The following is a 26,818-nucleotide window of genomic DNA, read 5'->3' as shown; positions in this document are numbered from 1 at the left end:
TTGCATTCGACGCCGCCTTCGCCAAATTCAGCCCATGACGCAGAAGAATCCCCTCGCGCCCGGCCAGACCGGCACTCCCACGCCCGGCCGGACCGGGGCGGGCGGCGTATCCGTCTCGGGCGCGGCGGACATCGCCGCCTTCCTCAAGACCGCCGCAGCCGTCGGCCCGCCGAAAGTGCCGGGTGAGCGCGGCCGCCTCGTCTTCGCCCTCGACGCCACGGCCAGCCGCGAGCCGACCTGGGGCATGGCGCAGGAGATTCAGGGGCAGATGTTCACCGAGGCCGCGCGGGTCGGCACGCTCGACATCCAGCTCGTCTTCTTCCGTGGCATGGGCGAATGCCGCTCGTCGGGCTGGGTGGCGGACGCGGCGAAGCTGAAGGCGCTGATGGGGAAGGTCTCCTGCATCGGCGGCCAGACGCAGATCGGCCGCGTCCTCGCCCACGCTGCCGAGGAGGCGGCCGAGCGCCGGATCCATGCCGTCGTCTATGTGGGCGATGCGATGGAGGAGAGCCTCGACGACCTCTGCGGCAAGGCGGGCCGTCTCGCCATGGCGAACGTGCCTGTCTTCCTGTTCCTCGAGGGCGGCGATCCCGTCGCCGAGCACGCCTATCGCGAGATCGCCCGCATCACCCGCGGCGCCTTCGCGAGGTTCGATCCGGGGGCGGCGGCGCAGCTCGCCGAACTCCTGCGGGCCGTGGCGGCCTTCGCCTCCGGCGGCCGGCTGGCCCTGGCCGATGCGGCCAAGGGCTCGCGCGGGGCGCAGCTCCTCCTCGGCCAGATGCGCTAGAGCGGACCCATGACCTATTTCATCGCGGGCCTGATCGCGCTCATCGTCTTTTCCGGCGCGCTGAACCAGATTCTCGGCGCCAATCCGAAATGGCTGTCCAACACGGTGAAGAAGGTGGGCGGCGTCGCCGTCATCGCCTTCGGCCTCTTCCTGCTGGCGCGCGGGCGCTGGGAGATGGCGCTGCCGGCCTTCCTGGCGGGAGCCACCCTGCTCGGCATCGTGCCGGGGCAGGCGGCGCTGTCGGGCTGGGGGCAGGCGGGAACGAAGACCCCGCGGCAGAACTCGACGGTGCGCTCGCGCTTCGTCGAGATGGTGCTGGACATCGACACGGGCGAGATGAGCGGCCGCTTCATCGCCGGCTCGCTCGCCGGCCAGACGCTGGAGCAGATCCCCGTGCCCCGCCTGATCCAGGCCTTCGCCGAGATCGACGGGGAGAGCGCCCAGCTACTCGAGGCTTATCTTGACCGCCGGGAGCCCGGCTGGCGTGAACACGCTCATGGCAATGCGGGTGCGGGGCAGGGCGGCGCGCCGAGCTCGAGCGCGATGACGGAGGAGGAGGCCTACCAGATCCTTGGCCTTCAGCCCGGGGCGGACGAGAAGGCCATCCGCGGCGCGCATCGCGCGCTGATGAAGAAGCTGCACCCCGACCAGGGCGGCTCCACGTGGCTCGCCTCGCGCGTCAACCAGGCCAAGGACACCCTGCTGGACCGTCATGGCCGAAACTCCTGAAACGCGTGTCATCGGTGCGGATCGCCGGGGTCAGTTGCGGACGGGAATGCAGTCGAAGTCGCGGGACTTGAGGGCCCGGCAGGCGGCGTCGGCACCGGAGCGGTCGAAGCCGGCGAAGCGGGCGCGCACCAGGGTCATGCCGCGGGCCTCCACCTTCTCGGTATAGGGATCGGCGGCGCCGAGCTGGCGGCCGGAGGCTTCGCGCGCCTCCTTCAGCGTCTCGAGCGCGGCGCTCTCGGTCGGGAAGGCGCCGACCTGGATGGACCATTCGCCGCGGCGGGCGGGCGTCGCCTCGGCGACCGGGGCGGTGCCGGCCGACGCCATCTGAACGGGGCGCGGCGAAACCGAGGCGGTGGTGAGCTGGGACGCGTTGATCGTGCCGAGGACGCCGGGGCGCGGATTGGGATTGCCCGGTGCGGCGGCGGGTGCCACGGCCGGGGCAGGGGCCGGAACCGGACGGGAGGCGGCGGCGGAGAGAACGGTGGCGGCGGCGACCGGGGCCGGCGCGGTCTCGGCGCGGATGACCTGCCGATGCGGCTGGGCGCTGGCCGTGACCGGGGCTGCCGCCGAAGCACCGGTGGAGGCACCGCCGCGGGTCTGGCCGGCGGTGATGACCGCTGCGGCCATGGGCGTGATCGGCATCGGCTCGGCCACCGGCTGGCGGCGGCCCGGCACGGGCACCTGGGCGGCCACCGCGATGCGGGTCTGCGGACGGGCCGGCTCGCTGGCGCGGGCGACCATCGGGGCGGTGCGGGCGCCGGCATAGGCCCGCGGGAAGGTGGCCTCGACGAGCTGGCGCATGCGGGCGTCGCGGGCGCCGCCGGTGCGCCCGCCCATGACGACGGCGACGATCTGGCGCTGGCCGCGGCGGGCCGAGGTCAGGAGGTTGAAGCCGGAGGCGCGGGTATAGCCGGTCTTGATGCCGTCGACGCCCTCGACGCGGCCGAGCAGACGATTGTGGTTGCGGTGGTTCACGCCGCGATAGGCGAAGGAATAGGTCTGGAAATAGCGGTAATAGGTCGGGAAGTGGTCCTGGATGGCGCGCCCGAGGGTGGCGAGATCGCGGGCCGTGGTCATCTGAGAGGCGTCGGGCAGGCCCGAGGCGTTGCGGAAGGTGGTGCGGCTCATGCCGATGGCGCGCGCCTTGCGGGTCATGAGCTGGCCAAAGGCCTCCTCCGAACCGGAAATGTTCTCGGCAACCACGACGGCGACGTCGTTGGCCGACTTGGTGACGAGGGCGCGGATCGCCTCCTCGACGGTGATGGTCGAACCGGCCCGCACGCCGATCTTCGACGGCGGCTGGCTGGCGGCCTCGGCGGACACGCGCAGCGGCGACTGCAGCGAGAAGCGGCCGGAATCGATCTGCTCGAACAGCAGGTAGAGCGTCATGACCTTGGTGACGGAGGCCGGGAAGCGATGGGCGTCGGCCGCCTCGGCGTGGATCGTCTCGCCGGTCTTGGCGTCGACCACGATGGCCGAATAGGCGGGCGCATAGCCGGCATAGCGGCGCGGCCTCGCCTCGGCCTGGCTCGCCGCGGCGAGCGACAGAGTGGCGGCCATGCCCGCTGCCAGAAAGAAGGTCGCGCGGTTCCACACCGCCCGGCCGGCGCCGTTGATCGTCGCCATTTCCGCCACCCCTGAACTCTTTACGCGCGGGGCCGGGGAGCCTTCTGGCGACCGGTCCGCAATCCTGTCCCTGGCGCACCGGGTGAGGCTGCGGTTCGACCGGTCCATCACAACCGGCGGCCCCTGGGGACCGCCGGCGACGCGACACCACAATCGGCGATACGCAGCCGTACTCGGCACTGCAGCCCCTGAACCCCAGGGGCCGTTGACAAGCACGGTAAGCGTTCGCGGTTGCCAGTTGGTTAAGCGCCGATTCGCCGGCTCGATTGGTTCGATCAGCCGGCCAGGGCCTCGGCCGTTCGGCTGATGGTGCAGTGCAAAATGGTTAATTGACGCAGTGCAGCATAACCGGTATCAGGAGCCGGTGAGTACGTATGCTCGGCGACCCCGGCCGGGAGTTCCCATCGGTGGTTCCATCGCGAGGATTGCGGCCATGGCCCAGAATTTGGAAGACGTGCAGAAGCTCGGCAAAGACGGCCTCGACAATGCCGTCAAGGCGATGACGGCCCTGACCAAGGGCTACCAGGCGATCGCCGCCGAACTGGTCGACTACACCAAGAAGTCCTTCGAGGACGGCTCGGCCTCGATCGAGAAGATCGCGGCGGTGAAGAGCCTCGACAAGGCGATCGAGCTGCAGTCGGACTACGCCAAGTCCGCCTACGAGGCGGCGGTGGCCCGCGCCACCAAGATCGGCGAACTCTATACCGACCTCTTCAAGGAGGTCTTCAAGCCCTACGAAGCGGCGATGGCCAAGTTCGCCCCGGCGAAGTGACCCGTTCGGGCAAGCCCGGACGCAACAAGGCCCGGCGCCGCGCGCCGGGCCTTTTTCATGGGCGCCGTCACTGCGTGAGGCGCAATTGCCCGATCTCGGCGGCGATGCGCTGGAACACCGGCAGCAACTCCGAGGCCGTGCGGACGTCGTAGAACATCGACGTGGTGGTGGCGCAGCGGCGCAGCAGGGCGGCGTCGCCGTCGATGACGCGGATCGTGTAGAGCCGGATGCCGTTGGCCTTGGTGTTGGCGCAGGCCAGATCCGTGCGCGCGTCGATGGACGTGCCGTTGGTGGTCCAGCGGTTCTGCGTGTTGTCGCCGTCGGTGAGCAGGATGATGATCCGCTCGAGATCGGGCTCCTGAACCAGGGTGCGGGCCGTGGTGAGCGGCTCGTTGGCCGTCAGCATGTGCATGCCCCAGACGAGGCCGATGGTGACGTTGGTGTTGCCGGCTGGGGACATGGCGTCGACCTTTGCCTTCAGCGCCGTCCAGTCGGTGGACAGGGGCATGATGCTGGTCAGGTTGGAGTTGGTGCAGTTGCGGGCGGGGAAGAGGGTCGCCGGCGTGCCCGTGGTGGGCGTTGTGTCGGCGACGTCGTGGCTCTGGTCGCGGTCGGCGACGCATCCCGTCCAGTTGCTCGAATTGGTGCCCGAATTCGCATAGGTCAGCCAGCTCGCGCTCTTGTAGGTGGTGCCGACGCGGACCTGGACGTCGAAGGGCACGATGCCGATGCGGACCGCGTCGGGCTTGTTGGCCACCGTCGCCATGGTGTCGATCAGGCTCTTTGCGGCGGTCTTCAGCGCCGACATCTTGCCCGAGCTCGACATGGAGCCAGTGTTGTCGAGGACGAGGACGAGCTCGATCTTCTTGGTGCGCCAGGTGGCGCCGGCCACGCCGCTGATGGTGAGATCACTGGCGCTGAGAATGTTGGCCATGACCGGATTGATCTGGCCGCTGCCGGTGACCCGGACATTGGTGCTGTCCAAGGTGGCGGTGACGGTGACGTTGGTCATTTCCGAAGGGTTGACGTTGCCGAGGACGAAGGTGCGCGCGGCGGCCGTGAGATCGCTCGGCGCCTTGCCGTCGGCGACGAGGCGGGCGACGAACAGCGCCGCTGCGTCCAGCGCCGCCTGCAGGCGGGCCTGCTGCTGGCTTTGGCGACTGAGGTCCACCGCCGCGCAGATCATCATCAGGATGGGATAGAGCGAAACGGCGAAGACCACGGCGAGAGCGCCGCGCCGATCCTTCTTGAACCTCAGGACTATGTTCCACATCGCGTGGCGACCCCTCAATCTGCGACCGGAGCCGAGATTACGGGACACCAAATAAGGCTTTGGAATCGCACGCGATTCAATTGTTTAAGTGTTGGACGCAACGCGTTAGGCCGGGATTAACCCCAAAGCGCCGGATTCGTCAGCCCGCGCAAGGGAAAGCCACCTTCCGCAGCGTCGCGTTAGGTGAGGAGGCGCATCGTCGCTTCCGTAACGTCATCTTGACGCATCAGACTCTCTCCGACGAGGAGGGTGCGGATGCCCGCGCGGGCCAGGCGGGCGACGTCCGATGAGACGAAAATCCCGCTTTCGCCGACCACGATCCGGTCGGCGGGGATGCGGGGCGCAAGCCGCTCCGCTGTTTCCAGCGTCACTTCGAAGGTCCTGAGGTTGCGGTTGTTGATGCCGATGAGGCGGGAGGGCAGGGCGAGCGCGCGGTCTAACTCGGCCGCGTCGTGGACCTCGACGAGCGCGTCCATGCCGTAGTCGCTGGCGGCGGCGACGAGATCGGCGGCGAGGGCGTCGTCCACGGAGGCCATGATGACGAGGATGCAGTCGGCGCCCCAGGCCCTCGCCTCCGCCACCTGATAGGTGTCGTGCATGAAGTCCTTGCGCAGGGCGGGCAGCGAACAGGCGGCGCGGGCCGCGGTGAGGAAGTCCGGCGCGCCCTGGAAAGAGGGGGCGTCGGTGAGGACGGAGAGGCAGGTGGCGCCGCCGGCCTCATAGGCGCGGGCGAGCGCAGGCGGATCGAAATCGGCGCGGATCAGCCCCTTGGACGGGCTCGCCTTCTTGATCTCGGCGATGAGCGCCGTCCGTCCGGCCGCGATGGCCGCCTCGATGGCGCCGGCGAAGGGACGCACGGGCGCCGCCGCGCGGGCGGCGGCGTCGACGGTCGCGAAGGGGCGCTGGCGCTTCGCGGCGGCGATCTCCTCCAGCTTGTAGGCCTCGATGGTCTTCAGAATGTCGGCCATGGGATCACGCGGAGGCGGAGACGGCGACGAGCCGGTCGAGGGTTTTCGCCGCGGCGCCGGTGTCGAGGGCCGATGTCGCCATGGCGAAGCCGTCGGGGAGGGTGGCGGCGCGGCCCGAGACGACGAGCGCGGCGGCGGCGTTGAGGGCGGCAACGTCGCGGTAGGCGTTGCGGGCTCCCGTCAGCACCGCGCGAAGCTGGGTGGCGTTGTGGGCGGCATCGCCCCCCTTGAGGTCTCCCGGCTGGCAGAGGCCGAGGCCGACGTCGGAGGGATGGACGGTGAAGGAGGTGATGCGGCCGCCCTTCAGCTCGGCGACGGCGCTGGGGCCGGTGCCGGTGACCTCGTCGAGACCGTCGGAGCCGTGGACGACCCAGGCGTGGCTGGAGCCGAGATTGGCGAGCACCGCCGCCAGCGGCTCGACCCACTGGCCCGAAAAGACCCCGACCATCTGGCGCTTGACGCCGGCCGGATTGGAGAGCGGCCCGAGCAGGTTGAAGATGGTGCGGGTGCCGAGCTCCACGCGCGTCGGGCCGACATGCTTCATGGCGGGGTGGTGGGCGGGCGCGAACATGAAGCCGATGCCGGCCTCGCGGATGCAGCGGGAAATGCCGGCGGGGGAGAGGTCGATCTTGACGCCCAGCGCCATCAGGCAGTCGGCGGCGCCCGAGCGGGAGGACAGCGCCCGGTTGCCGTGCTTGGCGACGGGAACGCCGGCGCCGGCGACGATGAAGGCAGCGCAGGTGGAGATGTTGAGCGAGTGGGAGGCGTCGCCCCCGGTGCCCACCACGTCGACCGCGTCGGCCGGCGCATCGACGCGCACCATCTTGGCGCGCATGGTCTCGACCGCCGCGGTGATCTCGTCGACGGTCTCGCCGCGCACCCGCAGGGCCATCAGGAAGCCGCCGATCTGCGAGGGCGTGGCGTTGCCCGACATGATCTGGTCGAAGGCGGAGGCGGCCTCCTCGCGCGTCAGCGGCGCGCCGGTCGCCGCCTTGGCGATCAGGGTCTTGAACTGGTCCATCAGCGGCGTCCCTGGCTGCGGTTCCAAGCGGCCGCGAGGTCGAGGAAGGTGGCGATCATGCGGTGGCCGTGCTCGGAGGCGATGCTCTCGGGGTGAAACTGCACGCCGTGCAGGGGCCGCGAGCGGTGCATCAGGCCCTGGACCACGCCGTCCTCGGATTCGGCGGTGATTTCGAGAGCGTCCGGCCAGCCGGCGCGGTCGACGGTGAGCGAGTGGTAGCGCGTCGCCTGGAAGGGGCCGTTGATGCCGCGGAAGACGCTGCGGCCTTCATGCGAAATGGTCGACATCTTGCCGTGCATGGGCTTCGGCGCCCGCACCACCTGGCCGCCGAAAACCTGGCCCATGGCCTGGTGGCCGAGGCAGACGCCGAACATCGGGATGCGGTCGGAGGCCTTGGCGATGAGGTCGAGGCAGATGCCGGCTTCGTTCGGCGTGCAGGGGCCGGGAGAGAGCACGATGGCGTCGGGGTCGGCGGCGATGACGGCGTCGGCGGTGGTCTTGTCGTTGCGGACGACATCGACCTCGGGCCTGACGCCGCCGATCTCCTGCCCGCCGATGTAGTGGACGAGGTTCCAGGTGAAGCTGTCGTAATTGTCGATGAGGGTGATCTTCACTGGCCCCTCCCGACCCGGGCCGCCGTCTTCACCGCCTCGTTTGCGGCATGGACGAGGGCCTTGGCCTTGTTGACGCACTCGGCCTGTTCCATGGCGTTGACGCTGTCGGCGACGATGCCGGCGCCGGCCTGGACATACATCTGCCCGTCCTTGACCACGGCGGTGCGCAGTACGATGCAGGTGTCCATGGCGCCCGTGGCGGAGAAATAGCCGACGCAGCCGGCATAGAGGCCGCGCTTCTCCTTCTCCAGCTCGTCGATGATCTGCATGGCCCGCACCTTCGGCGCGCCGGAGACCGTGCCGGCCGGAAAGCCGGCGGCGAGGGCGTCGATCAGGTCGTGCTTCGGGTCGAGCTCACCCTCGACGTTCGAGACGATGTGCATGACGTGGGAATAGTGTTCCAGGAAGAACTTGTCGGTGACCTCCACCGTACCGATCTTCGCGACGCGGCCGACGTCGTTGCGGCCGAGATCGAGCAGCATGAGGTGTTCCGAGCGCTCCTTGGGGTCGGCGAGCAGTTCCTCGCCGAGCCGCTTGTCGTCGGCGGGCGTGGCGCCGCGCGGACGCGTGCCGGCGATGGGGCGGATGGTGACGCGGCCGTCGCGCACGCGTACCAGGATCTCCGGCGAGGAGCCGGCGACCGAGAAGCCGTCGAAGGCAAGATAGTAGAGGAATGGCGAGGGATTCACCCGCCTGAGCGCCCGGTAGAGCGAGAAGGGCGGCAGGGTGAAGGGCGTGGAGAAGCGCTGGGACAGCACGACCTGGAAGATGTCGCCGGCGGCGATGTAGTCCTTCGCCCGGTCGACCATGGCGGAATAGTCCGCCTCAGGGGTGTTGGAGACGAGGCCGGCCATGATCTCGGCGTGGTCGGGCAGAGGCGTCTGCCGCTCCAGCGGCCCGTCGAGGGCGTCGACGACCGCGACGAGGCGGTTGACCGCCTGGTCATAGGCCTGTTTCGCCGACTGCCCGGACTGCGGCCTGACCGGCGTCACCACGGTGATCTGGTCCTTCACCGCGTCGAAGACGAGGACCACGGTCGGGCGGATGAACAGCGCGTCCGCGAGGCCGAGCGGATCCGGCGGCACGTCGGGCAGGTGCTCCATCTGCCGGACCATGTCGTAGCCGAGATAGCCGAAGACACCCGCCGCCATGGGCGGCAGCGTGTCGGGAACGGCGATGCGGCTGTCGGCGAGGAGCTTGCGCAACTCGGTCAGCGGCGCATCGGGCAGCGGCACGAAGGCGTTGTGGTCGGCGGCGGGGCGGCGGTTGATCTCCGCCACCTGGCCGCGGCAGCGCCAGATCAGGTCCGGCTCCATGCCGAGCACGGAATAGCGGCCCTTGATGGCGCCGCCCTCGACGGATTCGAGCAGGAAGGCGTTGGTCTTCGATCCTGCGATCTTCAGATAGGCCGAGACCGGCGTCTCCAGATCCGACACCAGCGTCGTCCACACCACCTGCGGCTGGCCCGCGGCGTGGAGAGGCTGGAAGGCCTCGAAGGCCGGCTCGATCTGCATGACATCCTCGTCGTCGCTGCGGCGTCAGCGGGTCTCGGCCGTGCCGCCCACCGCCCGGTTGAGCAGGGTGCGGTTGACGGTGGAGCCGAAATCCTTCTGGAGGCGGGCGATATACTGGGCGAGGACGTCGTCCTCGATCGATTGCGAGAGCTGGTCGCGGGTGCGCTGATCGAGGCTCGCATCGGCCGGCAGCGCCACCTCCGTCGTCACGAAGACGATGCGGTCGATGCCGTCGGCGGCGGGCGCGTTGGCGCCCTGGCCCTTGGCCGTCGCGAAGAGCATCTGCACGGCACTGGCGCCCCAGACACCGTCGGTGGCGGTGCGCTTGAGGGCAGGGGTGGTGCGCACCTCGAGGCCCGCGGCCTGGGCGAGTTCGGCGAGCGGCTTGCCCTCGCGCAGCGCGGTGGCCATGACGTCGGCGGCCTTGCCGATGCGGATCTTCACCTCGTCCTCGCGCCAGCGTGCCTCCACCTGCGGGCGCACCTCGTCGAGGGTGCGGTCGCGGGCGGGCGTGACGGCGGCGACCTCGTACCAGACCCACAGGCCGCTCTCGCGGTTGTTGACCGGCTCGTTCTCGAGGCCGACCTCGGCGCGGAAGGCGGCAGGCAGGAAGTCGGAGGCGCCGGGAAGATTGAGCTGAACCTCGGAGGGGTCGCGGCCCTGGACGTCGACCGCGTCCACCGTATTGACGGTCAGGCCCACCTTGCCGGCGATGTCGGTCAGCGGCAGGCCGGAGGAGCGCTCCTTCTCGATGCGGTCGTGGAGGTCGTTGACGGCGTTGCGGGCCATCGTCGTGGCGATGGTCATGCGCGCCTGTTCGGTCGCCTGGCCCTCGTTGAAGGGTGCGACGGCGGTGACGCGGAGCAGGACGGTGCCGAAGCGGCCGCGCACCGGCTCGCTGACGGCGCCCTCGGCGAGGGCGAAGGCGGCATCGCGCACGGCGGGGTCGGCGACCTGGGCGCGTGACAGATTTCCGAGCGTCAGGTCGGCGGGGGAGACGTTGCGCTCTTTGGCGAGGTCGTCGAAGGAGAGCCCGCCCTTCAGCCGCTCGGCGGCGGCCTGGGCCTCCTCGGGCGTCGGGAAGGTGAGTTGCTGGATGGTGCGGCGCTCGCTCGTCTCGCGCAGCCGGGCGACCTCCTCGACCACCTGCGCGTCCGGCACCTGCTGGAAGCCGGCCTGCTCCTGCGGCGACAGGGTGAGGACCACGAGCTTGCGATATTCGGGCGCGCGAAAGCTCTGCTTGTTGGCGTCGAAATAGGCCTGGAGCGTCGTGCCCTCTGGCGCCGGGATATCGCCGGCCTGGGCCGCGCCGAGCACCACGTACTGGGCCTGGCGCGTCTCGTTCTGGAATCGCGTCATGGCGTCGATGAGCACCTGCGGCGTGCCGAGGCGGTCGGAGACAGCGCCAGCGATCTGCTGGCGGACGGCGAGGCGGCGCTCCTGCTCGATGAAGCTCTGCTCGGTGAAGCCGTACTGGCGCAGCACTTCGGCGAAGGCGTTGCGGTCGAACTGTCCGGTGGGGCCGCGGAAGGCGGGGGTGGCGACAATACGGTTGCGGATCGTCTCGTCGTCGACGCCGAGGCCGAGCTGGCGGCCGCGCTCGTCGAGCGTCGCCTCGGTGACGAGCTGGCTGAGGACGCGCTGGTCGATACCGAACTGGCGGGCCTGGTCGGGGGTGATGCCGCGGCCGACCATGCGGCCGAGATTCTGCACCTCGCGGTTGTAGGCGGTCTGGAAGTTCTGCACCGAGATCTGCGTGCTGCCGACGCTGGCCACCGTGGTCGCCGTGCCGCCGCGGAAGATGTCGCCGATGCCCCAGACGGCGAAGGACAGCACGAGGATACCCATGAGGGCGATCAGGATGAAGCGGGCGAAGCCCTTCTCGAAGGCGCTGCGAAGGCCGGTCAACATGCCGGTCGGGTCTCCTGCGGGCGGCGTCAAGGGGCCGCGAGGGGCGGAAAAAGTCGGCGGAGCATAGTGACGGCGCCCCGGAGGGGCAAGCATGGCAGGTGGTGCCCTCCCGCATGTTCTGCTAGGCAGCCGGCCACCCCATCTTCAACGCCATCCGAGGAGATCGTCATGAGCGTGCGTCCGCTCGTCGCCGGCAACTGGAAAATGAACGGCAGCCGCTCCGCGCTGAAGGAACTCTCCGCCATGGCGGAGGGCTACGACGCCGGCCTCAAGGCCAAGGTGGATCTGATGATCTGCCCGCCGGCGCCGCTCGTCTTCCTCGCGGCGGCCGCGGCCATCGGCACCCGCATCGCCATCGGCGGCCAGGACTGCCACACCGAGGCCTCCGGCGCCTTCACCGGCGAGGTATCCGCCGAGATGCTGGCCGATTCCGGCGCCGGCGCCGTCATCGTCGGTCATTCCGAGCGCCGGCAGTATTTCAAGGAGAGCGACGCTCTGGTCGCCGCCAAGGCCGCCGCCGCCATCCGGGCTGGGCTCGCCGCGATCGTTTGCGTCGGCGAGACGCGGGAGGAGCGCGAGGCCGGCAAGGCGCTGTCCGTCGTCGGCCGGCAGGTGGCGCGCTCGGTGCCCGAGGATGCGACGCCCGAGACGATCATCGTCGCCTACGAGCCGGTCTGGGCCATCGGCACGGGCCTGACGCCGACCGCGGCCGACGTCGCCGAGGTCCACGCCCTGATCCGCAAGAAGCTCGTCTCGCGCCACGGCAAGCAGGCCGCTGGCATCCGCATCCTCTATGGCGGCTCGGTGAAGCCCGCCAACGCCAAGGAGCTGATGGCGGTTGAGAACGTCGACGGCGCCCTCGTCGGCGGCGCGAGCCTGAAGGCGGCCGACTTCCTGGCGATCGCCGCGGCCTATCGCTGAGGATGAAGGCATGAGCGCAGCCGGCGGCGGAAGCTTCAGGATCCTGCTCTGGATCGTCGCCGTCGGCTTCTTCATGCAGACGCTGGATTCCACCATCGTCAACACGGCCCTGCCGTCCATGGCGCGGGCGCTGGGCGAGAGCCCCTTGAGCATGCATTCGGTGGTGATCGCCTATTCGCTCACCATGGCCATGCTGATCCCGGCCTCCGGCTGGCTCGCCGACCGCTTCGGCAGCCGCAACGTCTTCATCGCCGCCATCGTCCTCTTCACCGCGGGTTCGGTCGCCTGCGCCAGCTCGACCTCGCTGACGCAGCTCGTCCTGTCGCGCATCGTCCAGGGGGCGGGCGGCGCCATGCTGCTGCCGGTCGGCCGACTGGTCGTGCTGCGCAACGTGCCGCGCGACCAGTTCCTCCCCGCCATGAGCTTCGTCGCCATTCCCGGCCTGATCGGACCGCTGATCGGCCCGACGCTGGGCGGCTGGCTGGTGCAGGCGGCGTCCTGGCACTGGATCTTCCTCATCAACCTGCCGGTCGGCCTCGTCGGGGTCGTCCTCACCGCGATCTACATGCCGGAGGGGCGCAACGCGGGTGTCGGGCGCTTCGACGTCGTCGGCTATCTCATGCTCTCCCTCGGCATGGTGGCGCTGTCCTTCTCCCTCGACGGCCTGACCGACTTCGGCTTCGAGCGGGCGACGGTGCTCGTGCTCCTCGTCTTCGCCTTCGCGCTCATCATCGGCTATTTCCTGCACGCCCGGCGCCGACCCGACCCGCTGTTTCCCCTCAGCCTCTTCCGCATCCCGACCTACACGGTCGGGCTCATCGGCAACCTCTTCGCCCGCATCGGCTCGGGCGCCATGCCCTTCCTCATCCCGCTGCTGCTGCAGGTGGGCCTCGGCCGCAGCCCGGCGGAGGCGGGCATGATGATGCTCCCCGTGGCCGCCATGGCGATGACGGCGAAGCGCGCGGTCACCCGCCTCATCACCCGTTACGGCTACCGCCGCTTCCTCGTCGCCAACACGCTGGTGCTCGGCGCGCTGCAGGCGAGCTTCGCCTTCATGCCGCTGCTGCCATTGCCGGCCATGCTCGTGCTTCTCGGCTGCTACGGGGCCATCAATTCGTTCCAGTTCACCGCGATGAACACGGTGACCCTCCGCGATCTCGATCCGGCGGGGGCGGGGAGCGGCAACAGCCTGTTCTCGATGGTGCAGATGCTGTCCATGAGCCTCGGCGTGACGGTGGCGGGCGCGCTGCTCGCCACCTACACGGCGCATTTCGCCGCGGGCGCCCTCGGCTCCGCCGTGCCGGCCTTCCAGGCGACCTTCGTGACGATCGGCCTCATCACCACCGCCTCGGCCTGGATCTTCTGGCACCTCGATCCCGGCGTCACGGGCGGGGGCAGGGGCGTCGCGGCGGACGAGGCTGGCTGACGGGGCGGGGCCTCCCCATATACGGCCCGGCGCATCGGGGTAGGCAAGGCCGGCCCGATCGTGTAGAGACGCCCATTCTTTCGAGCCAGGGACCGTTGCGCGGCCATGCAGTCCGTCATTCTCGTCGTCCACCTGATGATCGTGCTCGCGCTGATCGTCGTGGTCCTCCTCCAGCGCTCCGAAGGCGGCGGCCTCGGCATGGGCGGCGGCGGCGGCAACTTCATGTCGTCCCGCGGCACGGCCAACGTGCTGACCCGCGCGACGGCCATCCTGGCGACCGGCTTCTTCCTGACCTCCATCACGCTCGCCCTCCTGGCGACGCAGGCGCGCGGTCCCCGTTCGCTGCTCGACCGCCCGGCGACGACGGCCCCGGCCGCGCCGACGGCTCCGGCCGCTCCCGCCGCGCCGCAGGTGCCGCAGTCCGGCGGCGGCCAGGGCGGCACCGGCATGCTCGAGGGTCTGCGCGGCCTGTCGCAGCCGCCGGCCGCGCCCGCCGCTCCGGCGGCTCCTGCCCCGCGCCCGTGACGGCACGCGGCATTTAAGCTGGGGACGGCGCCCGGGCGCCGCGCCGCGGCCATTGCCATCCGGCCGTGCGGCCTTCAAGCACGGTCATCCGAAACAGGGCCGGGAAACCGGCCCTTCTCTTTTGCCGGGGACAAGGCGCCGCGCGTCTCTCGTCCCGCTGTGCGAATCGCTCGATGCGCCTTAAGGAAGGGGCCCCATGACGCGGTATATCTTCATCACCGGCGGCGTGGTTTCGTCACTCGGCAAGGGTCTGGCTTCGGCGGCGCTCGGCGCCCTGCTGCAGGCACGCGGCTACACGGTCCGCCTGCGCAAGCTCGACCCCTATCTCAACGTCGACCCGGGCACGATGAGCCCGACCCAGCACGGCGAGGTCTTCGTCACCGACGACGGCGCCGAGACCGATCTCGACCTCGGCCATTACGAGCGCTTCACCGGCCGGCCCTGCACCCGCGCCGACAACATCACCACCGGCCGCATCTACCAGGACATCATCACCAAGGAGCGGCGCGGCGACTATCTCGGCGCGACGATCCAGGTGATCCCGCACGTCACCGACGCCATCAAGGATTTCGTGCGCACCGGCAACGAGGGTTTCGACTTCGTGCTGGTCGAGATCGGCGGCACGGTCGGCGACATCGAGGGCCTGCCCTTCTTCGAGGCCATCCGCCAGCTCGGTAACGAACTGCCCGAGGGCGACAGCATCTTCGTCCACCTGACGCTGCTGCCCTACATCGCCTCGGCAGGCGAACTGAAGACCAAGCCCACCCAGCATTCGGTGCAGGAGCTGCGCTCCATCGGCATCGCGCCGGACATCCTGCTGTGCCGCTGCGACCGGCCGATCCCGGAGGGCGAGCGCAAGAAGCTGGCGCTGTTCTGCAACGTGCGCCCCTCCGCCGTGGTGGAGGCGCGCGACGCCGGCTCGATCTACGACGTGCCGCTCGCCTATCATCAGGCGGGCCTCGACAACGAGGTGCTGCGCGCCTTCGGCATCGACGTGAAGGGCGAGCCGGACATGCGGCGCTGGGACGACGTCTCGGCGCGCGTCCACAATCCCGAGGGCGAGGTCAACATCGCCATCGTCGGCAAGTACACGGGCCTGAAGGACGCCTACAAGTCGCTGATCGAGGCTCTGGCCCACGGCGGCATCGCCAACAAGGTGAAGGTGAACCTCGAGTGGATCGAGAGCGAGGTCTTCGAGCACGAGGACCCGTCGCCCTACCTGCAGGACGTCCATGGCATTCTCGTTCCCGGCGGCTTCGGCCAGCGCGGCGCCGAGGGCAAGATCCGGGCGGCGCGCTTCGCGCGGGAGCGCAAGGTGCCCTATTTCGGCATCTGCTTCGGCATGCAGATGGCGGTGATCGAGGCGGCGCGGAACCTCGCCGGCGTGCCGCACGCCAATTCGACGGAGTTCGGCCCGACGCCGGAGCCGGTGGTGGGCCTGCTCACCGAATGGCTGCGCGGCAACGAGCTGCAGAAGCGCACGGCGGCGAGCGATCTCGGCGGCACCATGCGTCTCGGCGCCTATACCGCCCACCTGAAACCGGATTCGCGCATCGCCTCCATCTACCGCTCCGACGTCATCTCCGAGCGCCACCGCCACCGCTACGAGGTCAATCTCGACTACCGCAAGCGACTGGAGGACAAGGGCCTCGTCTTCACCGGCCTGTCGCCGGACGGCGTGCTGCCGGAAACGATCGAATATCCGGACCATCCCTGGTTCATCGGCGTGCAGTATCACCCCGAGCTGAAGAGCCGGCCCTTCGAGCCCCATCCGCTGTTCCGCTCCTTCATCGAGGCGGCCAAGGCCCAGTCGCGGCTCGTGTGATGCGACCGGTCGCGCTGGTCGTCACGGCTGTGGTCCTGACGGCCGGCGCCATCCTCGCCTATGTGGGCTTCACCGGCGGCGACTGCGCCGGCGCCACCGTCCATCGCTCCGTCGCCGCCTGCACGACGAGCGGCATGAGCGCCGCCCGCTGCACGGCGCTGATGGCCGAGGCCGACCGCCGCCTGTTACAGAGCGGCCCCGTCTTCGACATGCGCCAGCAATGCGAGGACCGCTACCCTTCCTGCCAGCCCGCCGCCGGGGCCACCGGATTCGTGCCGCGCGCCTCGGGCTTCTGCCTCAGGCCGGGCCCGCCGGAGCTGGTGGTTCCGGTCTTCGGGCGCAGCTAGCGGCAGGCCCCCCGGCCGGCCCTGGCGTCGCGGCGCAACGGTCGAGGAGGGGCTCGTGAGAATCGCCGAATATCTGTCGGGCTTCCCGGCCTTCCTGGCGCATTACGTGCTGGCGATCCTGTTCCTGGTCGTCTTCGCCGCGATCTATACGAAGATCACCCACCACAACGAGTTCGAGCTCATCCGCAAGGGCAACACGGCCGCCGCGCTGTCCCTGGCCGGCAGCCTGATCGGCTTCTCGCTGCCGCTGGCGGCCTCCGTCGAATATTCCGAATCGATCCTGGACAATGCGCTCTGGGCGACCGTCTCCCTGATCATCCAGGTCGTCGTCTATTATCTGGCGCGCCTCGTCATCGACGACCTCAGCGGCCGCATCGAGCGGCAGGAGCTCTCCGCCGGCATCTGGCTGGGGGCGGTCTCCATCACCTGCGGCCAGCTCGCCGCCGCCTCGATGACGACGTGAGGAGGTTCCGATGACGGACCCAAAACCTCCCTTCGGCAACCGGGAGCGGCGCAGCCTGCCGAAGCCGCAGTTGAGGGTGGACGCAGCCGCCGCCGCCACCCCTCCGGCGCAGAAGCGGTCGGTGCTTCTCAGCCCGGTCGGCATCGGCACGGCGGCGCTCCTCGGCATCGGGACGGTCACGGCGACCAACGGCTTCGGCCTCGGCGGCACGCGGCAGTCCTGCTCGGTCGGTCAGGTCGCGACCTCGGTGGCGCAGTGCGAGGCGCTGATGCCCGGCCCGCAATGCGCGGCCGCCTTCGCCGGCGGCGCAACGGCGGTGGGGCTGTCGCGCTCGGGTTCGGGGCCCTGGGGCATCCAGCCAGTGCGTCTGGGCACGGGCGGCGCCTATCAGACCCTCGCGGGCCAGCCCTTCAGCACCGCGCGCTCCTGCAGTTCGTCCTCGTCCTCGTCCTCGCGCTCCCATTTCTGGGGCGGCGGCAGCTCGTCGGCCGGCAATTCGTCGTCGGGCGCTGCGTCCAGCCAGAGCCAGGGTGTGACGCGATCGGGCTTCGGCTCGACGGCGCGCAGCTTCTCCAGCTCGTCCCGGGGAGGGTGAGATGCAGCGGATCGCCATCGCCGAGCGGGAGAACTGGAAGGCGCTCGCCGACGAATACGGCTTCGCCTATGCCATGCCGGACGGCCAGCGCTACTGGGACGAGCGGGCCTATTACCGCTTCACGCTGCGCCAGATCGAGGACGACATCGAGGAGGCGACGGCCGAGCTGGTCTCGCTCTGCGGCGAATGGGCGGGCAGGGCGGTGCGCGACGAGGAGTATCTCAAGCGCCTCGACATCCCCTCGACCTACTGGGACTGGATCGCGAAGAGCTGGGACCGGGGCGACCCGAGCCTCTACGGCCGCTTCGACCTCGTCTATGACGGCAAGGACCCGCCGAAGCTCCTGGAGTTCAACGCCGACACGCCGACCTCGCTCTACGAGGCCTCGGTCTTCCAGTGGTACTGGCTGGAAGACCGGATCAAAGCCGGGCTGCTGCCGCAGGGAGCGGACCAGTTCAACAATCTGCACGACCAGCTCATCGCCCGCTTCTCCGCCTGGCCGACGGGCGGGCTGCTGCACATGACCGCCTTCTCCGAGGAGCTCGAGGACCGCAAGAACGTCGAGTACATGGCCGAATGCGCCGGCGCCGCGGGCCACCAGGTGGTGCTGCTGGACATCGCCTCCATCGGCCTCGACCGCACCGGGCGCTTCGTCGACGAGGAGAACCGCGAAATCCGCACGCTGTTCAAGCTCTATCCCTGGGAATGGCTGATCCACGAGGAGTTCGGCTCGGCCATGCCGGGCTCGCCGACGGTGTGGATCGAGCCGCCCTGGAAGATGCTGCTCTCCACCAAGGCGATCCTGCCGGAGCTGTGGAAGCTCGCCCCCGGCCATCCCAATCTGCTGGAGAGCTATTACGAGGGCGATCCCGCCGCCTCCGCCATCGGTCGCGACCACGTCGCCAAGCCGATCTTCTCGCGCGAGGGCGCCAATGTGGAGATCCGCCGCGACGGCGTGACGCTGGTGGCGCAGGAGGGGCCCTACGACAGGCTGCCGCGCGTCATCCAGGCACTCGCCCCCGACGTCGTCTTCGACGGCATGCGGCCGGTCATCGGCTCCTGGATCATCGACCAGGATCCGGCGGGAATCGGCATTCGCGAGGATGCCGGCCTCGTCACCGGCAACACATCCTGCTTCCTCCCCCACGCCATCGTCGATTGACCGCGGCGATCCGCTTCCCCATCTGCGGTTGATCGCCGGGGACGGGTCTGCCAGAACCCGCCCGGCAGACCGGCCGCGCCCCCGCGGCGCCAGAAGGGACGATGACGTGATTGCAGCTCTCGAACAGGCGACCGTCGAGGTCGGCGACCTGCGCTTCGGCAACCGTCTGCCGCTGGCCCTCATCGCCGGCCCCTGCGCCATGGAAAGCCGTGACCATGCGCTGGAGGTGGCGACGGCGCTGAAGGAGATCACCGACAGGGTCGGCATCGGTCTCGTCTACAAGTCCTCCTTCGACAAGGCCAACCGCACCTCCGGCAAGTCCTCGCGCGGCATCGGGTTGAAGGCGGCGCTGCCGGTCTTCGCCGAGGTGAAGGAGAGGCTCGGCCTGCCGGTCATCACCGACATTCACGAGATCGGCCAGTGCGCACCGGTGGGCGAGGTGGTCGACATCCTGCAGATCCCGGCCTTCCTCTGCCGGCAGACCGACCTCCTGGTGGCGGCGGCCGAGACCGGCCGCGTCGTCAACGTCAAGAAGGGCCAGTTTCTCGCGCCCTGGGACATGGCGAACGTCGCCGCCAAGGTCCGCGAGGCCGGCAATCCCGGCGTCATGGTCACCGAGCGCGGGGTCTCCTTCGGCTACAACACGCTCGTCTCGGACATGCGGGCCCTGCCGATCATGGCCGAGACCACCGGCGCGCCGGTGATCTTCGATGCCACCCATTCGGTCCAGCAGCCGGGCGGCAAGGGCTCGTCCTCGGGCGGCCAGCGCGAATTCGTGCCGGTGCTGGCGCGGGCGGCGGTGGCGGTCGGCGTCGCCGGCGTCTTCATCGAGACCCATCCGGACCCGGACAAGGCGCCCTCCGACGGCCCCAACATGGTGCCGCTGAAGCAGATGGAGGCACTCCTGACGACCCTCGTCGCCTTCGACCGGCTGGCCAAGGGGCTGGGGTGAAGCCCTGGGCGTACGGTCTCCATGCCGGTCTCCAAAGGGCCTAGAATGAAGCCGAGCCGCCGAATCGGACCGATGCCATGACCGACCGCACCTGCCTGTCCATCGTGCTCGCCGCCGGCGAGGGCACGCGGATGAAATCCATGAGGCCCAAGGTGCTGCACGAGGTGGCGGGCCTGTCGATGGTCGGACACGTGCTGCGCGCCGTCGCCGAGGCCGGCGGCACGGCGGCGGCGGTGGTGGTCGGCCCGGACCGGGAGGACGTCGCCGCCGAGGCGCGGCGGCTGAAACCCGACGCCTCGATCCACGTGCAGAGCGAGCGTCTCGGCACGGCCCACGCCGTGCTCCATGCCGAGAGCGAGATCGCCCGCGGCTTCGACGACGTCATCGTCGCCTTCGGCGACACGCCGCTGGTGACATCGGAAACCTTCGCCCGCCTGCGGGCGGCTCTCGCCGATGGCGCGGCGGTGGCCGTGCTCGGCTTCGAGGCGGCCGACCCATTCGGCTATGGCCGGCTCGTCATGGAAGGCGGCGCGCTCGCCGCCATCGTCGAGGAGAAGGAGGCCAGCGCGGCCCAGCGGACCATCACGCTCTGCAACGGCGGGCTCATGGCGCTCGCCGGCGGAACGGCGCTCCCGCTCCTGAAAAGCATCGGCAACGCCAACGCGAAGGGCGAGTTCTACCTGACCGACGCCGTGGCGCTGGCCCGTGCCGAAGGCCTTTCCACCGCCGTGGTGCTAGCGCCGGAGGAGGAGGTGAGGGGGGTGAACGACCGCCTCCAGCTCGCCGAGGTCGAGGCCATCGCTCAAGCGCGGCTGCGCGCGGCGGCGATGCGCGGCGGCGTCACCATGACCGCCCCGGAGACGGTCTTCCTCGCCTTCGACACCCAGTTCGGCCGCGACGTGACCCTCGAGCCGCACGTGGTTTTCGGGCCGGGCGTCGCCGTCGCCGACGACGTCACCATCCGCGCCTATTCGCACCTAGCGGGATGCGTGGTGGACCGGGGCGCCATCATCGGCCCCTTCGCCCGCATCCGGCCGAAGAGCCGCATCGGCGAGAAGGTCCACATCGGCAATTTCGTCGAGGTCAACCGCACGACCATGGCGGCGAAGGCTGAGGCCAACCACCTCGCCTATCTGGGCGATGCCACCATCGGCGAGGGCACCAATATCGGCGCCGGCACCATCACCTGCAATTTCGACGGCGCCGACAAGCATCCCACCGTCATCGGCCGCGACGTCTTCGTCGGCTCCAACTCGACACTGGTGGCGCCGCTGACCATCGGCGACGAGGTGCTGATCGCCGCCGGCTCGACCATCACCCTCGACGCCAAGGAGGGCGCGCTCGTCTTCGGCCGCGCCAAGCAAGCGGGCCTGCCCGGGCGCGGCGCGGAGATGATCCGCGCCAACAAGGTCCGGCGCGCCGCCCGCAAGGCGAAGGAAGAGGCGGCGAAGGGCTGAAGGCTCACTCGCGCCGCATGTTCCACAGCACCGGCACGGGCGAGGTCAGCACGCCCTTGATGTTGGCGCGGGTGACGAGGGCGTTGCGCCACTGACCCAGCGGCACGAACTGGGTCCATTCGATCGCCCGGCGCTGGACCGCCTCAGCCAGTTCCTTCTGCTTCGCCGGATCGCCCTCGGCGGCGAAGGCGGTGCGCAGCCGCTCCATCTCCGGATCGCAGGGCCAGCCGACCAGGGCCCGCTCGCAGCGGGAGTTCAGCCAGGCGGTCATGACGGGATCGAGGACGTCGGCGGCGTTCCACGAGGTGAGATAGGCGCTCCAGCCGCCGGAGGAGGGCGGGTCGCGCTTGCCCAGGCGGGCGACGACGGTAGCCCAGTCCATGGTCAGCATGTCGACCTTGAAGCCGGCGCGCTCCATCAGCGACTTGGCGACGGGGGCGAGGTTCGCCAGCACCGCCACGTCGGAGGAGTGGAGGAGGACCACGGGCGTGCCGTCATAGCCGGCCTCCTGCAGGAGCTGGCGGGCCTTGGCCATGTTGCTCTCCAGGAGACCCTCCATGCCCGCTTCGCCGGCAAAGCGCGTCGGGCAGACGAAGACCGACTTGCAGGGCGAGTAGAATTCGGCGTCGCCGATGACGGCCTTGAGGAAATCCTCCTGGTTGAAGGCATACCAGAGGGCCTGGCGGATCTTCGGGTTGTCGAAGGGCGGGTGGAGCTGGTTCGGCCGGAAGGAGAACTGGTTGCCGATGGGATTGGAGGCCCACATGGTGACGCCCGGCGCGTCGCGCACGAGAGGGATGAGGTCGTGGGAGACGCCCTCGATCATGTCGATCTCGCCGGCGAGCAGCGCGTTCACCGTCTGCTGCTGGTCGGCGAGCACCACCCATTCGATGCGGTCGAAACGGGCGACCTTGCCGCCGGCGAGGCTGGAGGCGGGCTCAGGGCGCGGCACGTACCGGTCGAACTTCACATAGACGGCACGGTCGCCAGGCTTCCACTCGTCGCGGCGGAACATGAAGGGGCCGGAGCCGATGGCCTCGGTGATCTGCACCGTGTGCGGCGTCTCGGCGATGCGCTTCGGCATCATGAAGGGCACGGCGGAGGAAGGCTTGCCGAGGGCGTAGATGAGGAGGCCGGTCTTCTGCTTCAGGCGGATCGTGAAGGTTTTCGAACCGGTTGCGGCCATGTCCTCGACGAAGGTCATGACCGTCTGGCCCATGGTGTCGCGCATCCCCCAGCGGCGGATGGATGCGACGCAGTCCTCGGCGGTGACCGGCTGGCCGTCGTGCCAGAGCAGCCCCTCGCGCAGGGTGAAGGAATAGGTCAGGCCGTCGGCGGAGACGTCGTAGCCGTCGACCATCTGCGGCTTGATCTCGCCCTGCTCGTTCATGGCGAAGAGCGTGTCGTAGATCATGTAGCCGTGGTTGCGGGTGATGTAGGCGGTGGACCAGACGGGGTCGATGGCCCTGAGATCGGCGTGCATGGCCACCCGCAGCACGGACTGTGCCTGGACGGGGAGAATCTGGGTCAGGAGCAGCAGGAGAAATAGGCAAGGCAGTCGAAAGCGCATCGTCTGTCTCCGGTTTGCCGCGTCCTTCCCGCCTCGGGAGGCCGGCACCGTCGATCAAAGCATGAGACATGCCGTCCGGCTCAGTCGGTACCGCTCCTCTCCAATGCGCCACGATCGTACCGCATATCAATATGGCCGCGGCGACCCCCTGTTTCAAACCGTCACGGGAATTCATTTCCCGGCCCGGGTGCGGGCCCGTTAAACCCGCCTTGTCTTTCAGGCGGTATAAGCACCGGATTCGGACGCGGCGCGGCCCTGCCGCCGGACGGGACGTGGAGAACGACAGGCATGTGCGGGATCATCGGCATTCTCGGCAAGGAGCCCGTGGCGGGCCAGCTCGTCGACAGCCTCAAGCGGCTCGAATACCGCGGCTACGATTCCGCCGGTGTCGCGACGCTCGAAGGCGGGGTGCTGACCCGCCGCCGCGCCGAGGGCAAGCTGAAGAACCTCGAGGCGGCGCTCGCCAAGGCGCCGCTCATGGGCACGATCGGTATCGGCCACACGCGCTGGGCCACCCATGGAGCGCCGACCGAGACCAACGCCCATCCGCACGCTTCCGAGGGCGTCGCCGTCGTCCACAACGGCATCATCGAGAATTTCCGCGAGCTTCGTCAGGAGCTGGAGGCCAAGGGCGTCGTCTTCTCCACCCAGACCGACACGGAGACGGTGGCGCATCTGGTCGGGCAGGGCATGAAGGAGGGGCTGAGCGCCGTCGATGCGGTGGGGGCTGCCCTGCCGCGGCTGCGCGGCGCCTTCGCGCTCGCCTTCGTCTTCGAGGGCAACGAGAACCTGCTGATCGGCGCGCGCAAGGGCTCGCCGCTGGCGGTGGGCTATGGCGAGGGCGAGATGTATCTCGGCTCGGATGCCATCGCGCTCGCCCCGTTCACCTCGGCTGTCGCCTATCTCGAGGAGGGCGACTGGGCCATTCTCGATCGCAATTCGGTGGAGATCCGCGACGAGGCCGGCCATGTGGTGCAGCGGCCGGTGATCCGCTCCTCGGCCACCGCCTTCCTGGTCGACAAGGGCAACCACAAGCACTTCATGCTCAAGGAGATCTACGAGCAGCCGGAGGTCGTCGCCCGCACCACCGCCCACTATCTCGACATGGCCGCCGGCAAGGTGCGGCTGCCGGCGGACCTTCCCTTCGACTGGGCCAACCTGCCGCGCATCTCCATCGCCGCCTGCGGCACGGCCTATCTCGCGGGTCTCACCGCGAAGTACTGGTTCGAACGCTTCGCGCGCATCCAGGTCGACATCGATATCGCCTCGGAGTTCCGCTACCGCGAGACGCCGATGGTGCCTGGTGGGCTGATGATCGTCGTGTCCCAGTCGGGCGAGACCGCCGACACGCTCGCCTCGCTGCGCTACGCCAAGGAGAACGGCCAGCACGTGCTCGCGGTCGTCAACGTGCCGACCTCGACCATCGCGCGCGAGAGCCACATCGTCATGCCGACGCTCGCCGGCCCCGAGATCGGCGTCGCCTCCACCAAGGCCTTCACCTGCCAGCTCGCCGTGCTCGCCTCCCTCGCCATCGCCGCCGGCAAGGCGCGCGGCTTCGTCAACGCGGAGGAGGAGGACAAGCTCGTCCGCGCCATGATGGAGGCGCCGCGCTACATGAACGAGGCGCTGAAGCAGGAAGAGCACATCGCCGGGATCGCCAAGATGCTGTCGAAGGCGCGCGACGTGCTCTATCTCGGCCGCGGCACCTCCTATCCCATCGCCATGGAGGGGGCGCTGAAGCTGAAGGAGCTCTCCTACATCCACGCCGAGGGCTATGCGGCGGGCGAGCTCAAGCACGGCCCCATCGCGCTGATCGACGAGACCATGCCGGTCATCGTCATCGCCCCCTTCGACAAGGTCTACGAGAAGACCGTGTCGAACATGCAGGAGGTGGCGGCGCGCGGCGGCCAGATCCTGCTCGTCACCGACGAGAAGGGCGCCGAGCACGCCGAGGTGGAGACGGTGGCGACCATCGTCATGCCCGACGTGCCGGCGACCATCGCGCCCATCGTCTACTCGGTGCCGATCCAGCTCATCGCCTATCACACGGCGGTGGAGATGGGCACGGACGTCGACCAGCCGCGGAACCTCGCCAAGAGCGTGACGGTGGAGTGAGCGGCCCGCTCAGCGCGCCGTGCGCATGCGCCAGGCGACGACGCCAACATAGAGGCTGAAGAGCGCGGCGAAGGTCGCCATCAGCCCGTGCGGCGGCCAGAGGTCCATGCCCGCGCCGGCGAGGGGCGGACCGATCATCAGGCCCGCCGAATACATCACGACGAAGGCGGCGTTGGCCTGAGCGAGGTCTGCGCCTCGGAACCGGCTGCCGAGATGGGCGAGGCCCACCGTATACAGCGCCGCGACGATACCGCCCCAGACGAAGAGCAGCGCGCGGAACCAGCCGAGAGGCAGGGTGACGAGGGTCGCGACCAGCATGCCGACCGCGCCGACCACGCCGCAGGCGAGCAGGACTTTGCGCCTGTCCACGCGGTCGGCGATCAGGCCGATGGGGATCTGGAAGGCGAGGTTGCCCAGCGACATCAGCGAGACGAGTGTGGCGGCGCCCGAAACGTCGAGGCCTATCGCCGTGCCGTAGAGCGGCAACAGCGCGAAGGCGCCGGTTTCCGCCGAGCCGAAGACGAGGGCCGCAAGCGTCGCTGCGGGAGCCGCCCAGAGGAAGGTGACGAAGCCGGAAGAGGGCTCTTCGTCGATGGTCGGGATCATGTCGCGGGCGACCAGCACGGGCAGCATGGCGAGAATGATCAGCCCCGCGCCGGCGAAATAGGGCGCCGGACCGGAGGCGCCGAGCAGGATCAGCACATAGGGGCCGGCCGCGAAGCCGACGGAGAGCGCGCTGGCATAGATGCCGAGCACGAGGCCGCGCCTCTGCTCGGGCGCGGCGGCGTTGATCCAGTATTCCGAGAGAACGAAGAGGATGGTCAGCGCGACCGAAAACACGAAACGCAGCGGAAACCAGGCCCATAGAGGCTCGACGATCTGGAAGGCGAGGAGGCTCACGCCGGCCAGCAGCGTCGCCGCGACCAGCAGCGTCCTGACGCCGAAGCGCCTTGCCCAGCCGGAAATAAAGGGCGCGCAGACGATGGTCGCGACGCCTGCCATGGCGGTGTTGAGGCCGATGACCGTGCGCGACGCCCCCTTCGCGTCGAGCGCGAAGGAGAGGAGCGGAATCGACAGCGACAGGCCGATGCCGACCGAGACGATGCAGGCAATGGCCGCACCGAGAGAGGCGACGGTCTGGCGGGAGAATTGGACGGTGGTGGTCGGGCTGCTCATCAGGCCGCCTCCCATGGAGGCGCGACGGGCAGATGACAAGCGCCGAATTGCCGCGTCAGGCCGGTGTAACGAGCGTCGACCGCTCGCGCCTCACGCGCGGCCGGCGCTTGCGGAAGCGGCGGCGGGCCCAGATGACGAGGCCGGTGGCCATCAGCGCCGTGAGGGCGATGGAGGTCACGACGTTCATGAGCGCCGACCAGTGGCCGGCGAAATTGCCCTCGTGGAGCAGGCGCACCCAGTTGCGCGAGGTGGGGAACAGCCCCTCGGGCGTCACCGTGAAGACCCGGTATTCGCCGCGATCGACGACGCGGGCGAGGAGGCGGCCGCTGCGGCCGCGGATCCAGACGAGGCCGGAGAGATCGTGGGAGGCGCCGACGCGCCGGACAGCCTCGACCATGGAGAGCGGGGCGGACGGGGCGGGCGCGAAGGCGGGGCGGGCGAAGCTGACGCCCCAGGCGAGGAGGAGGCCGGTGACGGGGCTGAGGACGAGGATGGGCAGGAGGTTCCAGGCGATGCCCTTGTGCCAGCCGGAGAGGGTATTGGTGAGACGGGGCCAGCCCATGGCGATGCCGAGCGCCATGAGCAGGATCATCGCCATGGTCGAGACATGGACCAGCCAGCCGAGGTCCAGCATCAGCGTCTCGTGCAGGACGCGGGAATAATAGAACAGGTTGGAGAGTGTGCCGTCCTCGGTGAGTTCGGCACCGCTGCGCACGTCGACGTCGATGGTGTCGTCGGGGCGCACGCCGCCGATCGACAGGCGATGCTCGTAGGCGCGGAAGGTGAGGGAGCGCGCCTTGCCCTCGGGATCGTGGCGCTGGAGCAGGTCCACCACCCGATCGGCCGTGAGCGTCCCGGGCGCGGCGGCGCCGATCTGCGCCATGGGCTCGAAGGAGAGAACGAGCCCCGTCGAGACGATGACCGCTAGCGGGAGGGCGAAAACCAGCGTCAGCCACCGGTGAAGGCGCAGCAACCACGGCTTGATCATGTCGGACCCCCTCTGCGGCTGGACGCCGCAGCCCCTGATTAGATCGCTTCTAATCTGGGTCCTTGCGCTGCCTCAAATCAC

The 26,818-nt window shown here is 69.4% G+C and carries 24 protein-coding genes; 14 read left to right on the top strand and 10 right to left on the bottom strand.

The features are described from left to right. The first annotated feature begins 34 nt into the window (after positions 1 to 34). Complete coding sequence (locus tag C6569_RS09160; RefSeq protein ID WP_106748557.1) at positions 35 to 787, top strand: vWA domain-containing protein; 753 nt, start codon at positions 35 to 37, stop codon at positions 785 to 787. A 9-nt stretch (positions 788 to 796) separates the two neighbouring features. Further along, on the top strand, positions 797 to 1,516 hold the full coding sequence (locus C6569_RS09155) for a DnaJ domain-containing protein (protein WP_106748556.1): 720 nt from the start codon (positions 797 to 799) through the stop codon (positions 1,514 to 1,516). 30 nt (positions 1,517 to 1,546) lie between these two features. On the opposite strand, the gene C6569_RS09150 is transcribed toward C6569_RS09155, so the two are convergent. After that, the gene (locus C6569_RS09150) at positions 1,547 to 3,142 is read right to left on the bottom strand and encodes a D-alanyl-D-alanine carboxypeptidase (protein WP_245898279.1); all 1,596 of its coding nucleotides are present in this window, start codon (positions 3,140 to 3,142) and stop codon (positions 1,547 to 1,549) included. A gap of 433 nt (positions 3,143 to 3,575) precedes the next feature. On the opposite strand from C6569_RS09150, the gene C6569_RS09145 reads away from it, so the two are divergent. Then, on the top strand, positions 3,576 to 3,914 hold the full coding sequence (locus C6569_RS09145; RefSeq protein WP_106748555.1) for a phasin family protein: 339 nt from the start codon (positions 3,576 to 3,578) through the stop codon (positions 3,912 to 3,914). A 67-nt stretch (positions 3,915 to 3,981) separates the two neighbouring features. Here the strand turns inward: C6569_RS09145 and C6569_RS09140 are convergent, their stop codons facing one another. From C6569_RS09140 to C6569_RS09115, 6 genes are all read right to left on the bottom strand, one after another. Continuing rightward, the gene (locus C6569_RS09140; protein WP_106748554.1) at positions 3,982 to 5,187 is read right to left on the bottom strand and encodes a pilus assembly protein TadG-related protein; all 1,206 of its coding nucleotides are present in this window, start codon (positions 5,185 to 5,187) and stop codon (positions 3,982 to 3,984) included. Positions 5,188 to 5,366: 179 nt separating this feature from the next. After that, entirely contained in the window at positions 5,367 to 6,155 is a 789-nt protein-coding gene (trpC, locus tag C6569_RS09135; protein WP_106748553.1) for an indole-3-glycerol phosphate synthase TrpC, read from the bottom strand. Between the two features lie 4 nt (positions 6,156 to 6,159). Then, positions 6,160 to 7,176, bottom strand: a complete 1,017-nt coding sequence (gene trpD, locus C6569_RS09130; RefSeq protein ID WP_106748552.1) for an anthranilate phosphoribosyltransferase — start codon at positions 7,174 to 7,176, stop codon at positions 6,160 to 6,162. Further along, a complete protein-coding gene (locus C6569_RS09125; protein WP_106748551.1) occupies positions 7,176 to 7,790 on the bottom strand; it encodes an anthranilate synthase component II in 615 nt (204 codons plus the stop codon). Before C6569_RS09125 ends, trpD begins: the two co-directional genes overlap by 1 nt. After that, a complete protein-coding gene (trpE, locus tag C6569_RS09120) occupies positions 7,787 to 9,304 on the bottom strand; it encodes an anthranilate synthase component I (RefSeq protein ID WP_106748550.1) in 1,518 nt (505 codons plus the stop codon). Before trpE ends, C6569_RS09125 begins: the two co-directional genes overlap by 4 nt. Before the next feature lie 24 nt (positions 9,305 to 9,328). After that, positions 9,329 to 11,215, bottom strand: coding sequence for a peptidylprolyl isomerase (locus C6569_RS09115; protein ID WP_181313970.1), 1,887 nt, complete (start codon positions 11,213 to 11,215; stop codon positions 9,329 to 9,331). A 168-nt stretch (positions 11,216 to 11,383) separates the two neighbouring features. Between C6569_RS09115 and tpiA the strand changes: the two genes are divergently transcribed. The 10 genes from tpiA to glmU all read left to right on the top strand — a co-directional run bounded on the left by tpiA (position 11,384) and on the right by glmU (position 20,888). Further along, positions 11,384 to 12,136: a triose-phosphate isomerase gene (gene tpiA / locus C6569_RS09110; RefSeq protein ID WP_425440705.1), complete on the top strand. Its 753-nt coding sequence runs from the start codon at positions 11,384 to 11,386 to the stop codon at positions 12,134 to 12,136. A 10-nt stretch (positions 12,137 to 12,146) separates the two neighbouring features. Further along, complete coding sequence (gene mdtD / locus C6569_RS09105) at positions 12,147 to 13,562, top strand: multidrug transporter subunit MdtD (RefSeq protein WP_106748548.1); 1,416 nt, start codon at positions 12,147 to 12,149, stop codon at positions 13,560 to 13,562. A gap of 105 nt (positions 13,563 to 13,667) precedes the next feature. After that, positions 13,668 to 14,087, top strand: a complete 420-nt coding sequence (gene secG / locus C6569_RS09100) for a preprotein translocase subunit SecG (protein WP_106748547.1) — start codon at positions 13,668 to 13,670, stop codon at positions 14,085 to 14,087. 196 nt (positions 14,088 to 14,283) lie between these two features. Beyond that, the gene (locus C6569_RS09095) at positions 14,284 to 15,912 is read left to right on the top strand and encodes a CTP synthase (protein ID WP_106748546.1); all 1,629 of its coding nucleotides are present in this window, start codon (positions 14,284 to 14,286) and stop codon (positions 15,910 to 15,912) included. Further along, positions 15,912 to 16,259, top strand: coding sequence for a DUF1190 domain-containing protein (locus C6569_RS09090; protein WP_106748545.1), 348 nt, complete (start codon positions 15,912 to 15,914; stop codon positions 16,257 to 16,259). The genes C6569_RS09095 and C6569_RS09090 overlap by 1 nt, the downstream gene beginning before the upstream one ends. 55 nt (positions 16,260 to 16,314) lie before the next feature. Then, the gene (locus C6569_RS09085; RefSeq protein WP_106748544.1) at positions 16,315 to 16,722 is read left to right on the top strand and encodes a DUF350 domain-containing protein; all 408 of its coding nucleotides are present in this window, start codon (positions 16,315 to 16,317) and stop codon (positions 16,720 to 16,722) included. A gap of 10 nt (positions 16,723 to 16,732) precedes the next feature. After that, positions 16,733 to 17,317 carry a hypothetical protein gene (locus tag C6569_RS09080; protein ID WP_106748543.1) on the top strand — a complete coding sequence of 195 codons (585 nt, stop codon included), beginning with the start codon at positions 16,733 to 16,735 and terminating at the stop codon, positions 17,315 to 17,317. 1 nt (position 17,318) lies between these two features. Next, positions 17,319 to 18,479 (top strand): glutathionylspermidine synthase family protein, encoded by a 1,161-nt coding sequence (locus C6569_RS09075; protein WP_106748542.1) that lies wholly within the window; start codon positions 17,319 to 17,321, stop codon positions 18,477 to 18,479. Positions 18,480 to 18,585: 106 nt separating this feature from the next. Then, positions 18,586 to 19,431, top strand: a complete 846-nt coding sequence (kdsA, locus tag C6569_RS09070; protein ID WP_106748541.1) for a 3-deoxy-8-phosphooctulonate synthase — start codon at positions 18,586 to 18,588, stop codon at positions 19,429 to 19,431. A gap of 77 nt (positions 19,432 to 19,508) precedes the next feature. Continuing rightward, entirely contained in the window at positions 19,509 to 20,888 is a 1,380-nt protein-coding gene (gene glmU, locus C6569_RS09065; RefSeq protein WP_106748540.1) for a bifunctional UDP-N-acetylglucosamine diphosphorylase/glucosamine-1-phosphate N-acetyltransferase GlmU, read from the top strand. A gap of 4 nt (positions 20,889 to 20,892) precedes the next feature. On the opposite strand, the gene C6569_RS09060 is transcribed toward glmU, so the two are convergent. Next, positions 20,893 to 22,458: an ABC transporter substrate-binding protein gene (locus tag C6569_RS09060; protein WP_106748539.1), complete on the bottom strand. Its 1,566-nt coding sequence runs from the start codon at positions 22,456 to 22,458 to the stop codon at positions 20,893 to 20,895. 288 nt (positions 22,459 to 22,746) lie between these two features. Between C6569_RS09060 and glmS the strand changes: the two genes are divergently transcribed. After that, entirely contained in the window at positions 22,747 to 24,573 is a 1,827-nt protein-coding gene (glmS, locus tag C6569_RS09055; protein WP_106748538.1) for a glutamine--fructose-6-phosphate transaminase (isomerizing), read from the top strand. Between the two features lie 9 nt (positions 24,574 to 24,582). Here glmS and C6569_RS09050 read toward each other — a convergent pair whose 3' ends face one another. Next, positions 24,583 to 25,749, bottom strand: a complete 1,167-nt coding sequence (locus tag C6569_RS09050; protein ID WP_106748537.1) for an MFS transporter — start codon at positions 25,747 to 25,749, stop codon at positions 24,583 to 24,585. Positions 25,750 to 25,804: 55 nt separating this feature from the next. Then, positions 25,805 to 26,737 (bottom strand): PepSY-associated TM helix domain-containing protein, encoded by a 933-nt coding sequence (locus tag C6569_RS09045; protein WP_106748536.1) that lies wholly within the window; start codon positions 26,735 to 26,737, stop codon positions 25,805 to 25,807. Between the last annotated feature and the right edge of the window lie 81 nt (positions 26,738 to 26,818).

The organism is Phreatobacter cathodiphilus (genome assembly GCF_003008515.1).
Lineage (GTDB): Bacteria > Pseudomonadota > Alphaproteobacteria > Rhizobiales > Phreatobacteraceae > Phreatobacter > Phreatobacter cathodiphilus.
Note: the sequence above shows the minus strand (reverse complement) of the source record. Positions and strands in the feature narration are given on the sequence as shown.

Coding starts and splice junctions, on each gene's coding strand:
- C6569_RS09160 (WP_106748557.1), top strand. CDS start 35: ATGACGCAGAAGAATCCCCTCGCGCCCGGCCAGACCGGCACTCCCACG.
- C6569_RS09155 (WP_106748556.1), top strand. CDS start 797: ATGACCTATTTCATCGCGGGCCTGATCGCGCTCATCGTCTTTTCCGGC.
- C6569_RS09150 (WP_245898279.1), bottom strand. CDS start 3,142: ATGGCGACGATCAACGGCGCCGGCCGGGCGGTGTGGAACCGCGCGACC.
- C6569_RS09145 (WP_106748555.1), top strand. CDS start 3,576: ATGGCCCAGAATTTGGAAGACGTGCAGAAGCTCGGCAAAGACGGCCTC.
- C6569_RS09140 (WP_106748554.1), bottom strand. CDS start 5,187: ATGTGGAACATAGTCCTGAGGTTCAAGAAGGATCGGCGCGGCGCTCTC.
- trpC (WP_106748553.1), bottom strand. CDS start 6,155: ATGGCCGACATTCTGAAGACCATCGAGGCCTACAAGCTGGAGGAGATC.
- trpD (WP_106748552.1), bottom strand. CDS start 7,176: ATGGACCAGTTCAAGACCCTGATCGCCAAGGCGGCGACCGGCGCGCCG.
- trpE (WP_106748550.1), bottom strand. CDS start 9,304: ATGCAGATCGAGCCGGCCTTCGAGGCCTTCCAGCCTCTCCACGCCGCG.
- C6569_RS09115 (WP_181313970.1), bottom strand. CDS start 11,215: ATGTTGACCGGCCTTCGCAGCGCCTTCGAGAAGGGCTTCGCCCGCTTC.
- tpiA (WP_425440705.1), top strand. CDS start 11,384: ATGAGCGTGCGTCCGCTCGTCGCCGGCAACTGGAAAATGAACGGCAGC.
- mdtD (WP_106748548.1), top strand. CDS start 12,147: ATGAGCGCAGCCGGCGGCGGAAGCTTCAGGATCCTGCTCTGGATCGTC.
- secG (WP_106748547.1), top strand. CDS start 13,668: ATGCAGTCCGTCATTCTCGTCGTCCACCTGATGATCGTGCTCGCGCTG.
- C6569_RS09095 (WP_106748546.1), top strand. CDS start 14,284: ATGACGCGGTATATCTTCATCACCGGCGGCGTGGTTTCGTCACTCGGC.
- C6569_RS09090 (WP_106748545.1), top strand. CDS start 15,912: ATGCGACCGGTCGCGCTGGTCGTCACGGCTGTGGTCCTGACGGCCGGC.
- C6569_RS09080 (WP_106748543.1), top strand. CDS start 16,733: ATGACGGACCCAAAACCTCCCTTCGGCAACCGGGAGCGGCGCAGCCTG.
- C6569_RS09075 (WP_106748542.1), top strand. CDS start 17,319: ATGCAGCGGATCGCCATCGCCGAGCGGGAGAACTGGAAGGCGCTCGCC.
- glmU (WP_106748540.1), top strand. CDS start 19,509: ATGACCGACCGCACCTGCCTGTCCATCGTGCTCGCCGCCGGCGAGGGC.
- C6569_RS09060 (WP_106748539.1), bottom strand. CDS start 22,458: ATGCGCTTTCGACTGCCTTGCCTATTTCTCCTGCTGCTCCTGACCCAG.
- glmS (WP_106748538.1), top strand. CDS start 22,747: ATGTGCGGGATCATCGGCATTCTCGGCAAGGAGCCCGTGGCGGGCCAG.
- C6569_RS09050 (WP_106748537.1), bottom strand. CDS start 25,749: ATGAGCAGCCCGACCACCACCGTCCAATTCTCCCGCCAGACCGTCGCC.
- C6569_RS09045 (WP_106748536.1), bottom strand. CDS start 26,737: ATGATCAAGCCGTGGTTGCTGCGCCTTCACCGGTGGCTGACGCTGGTT.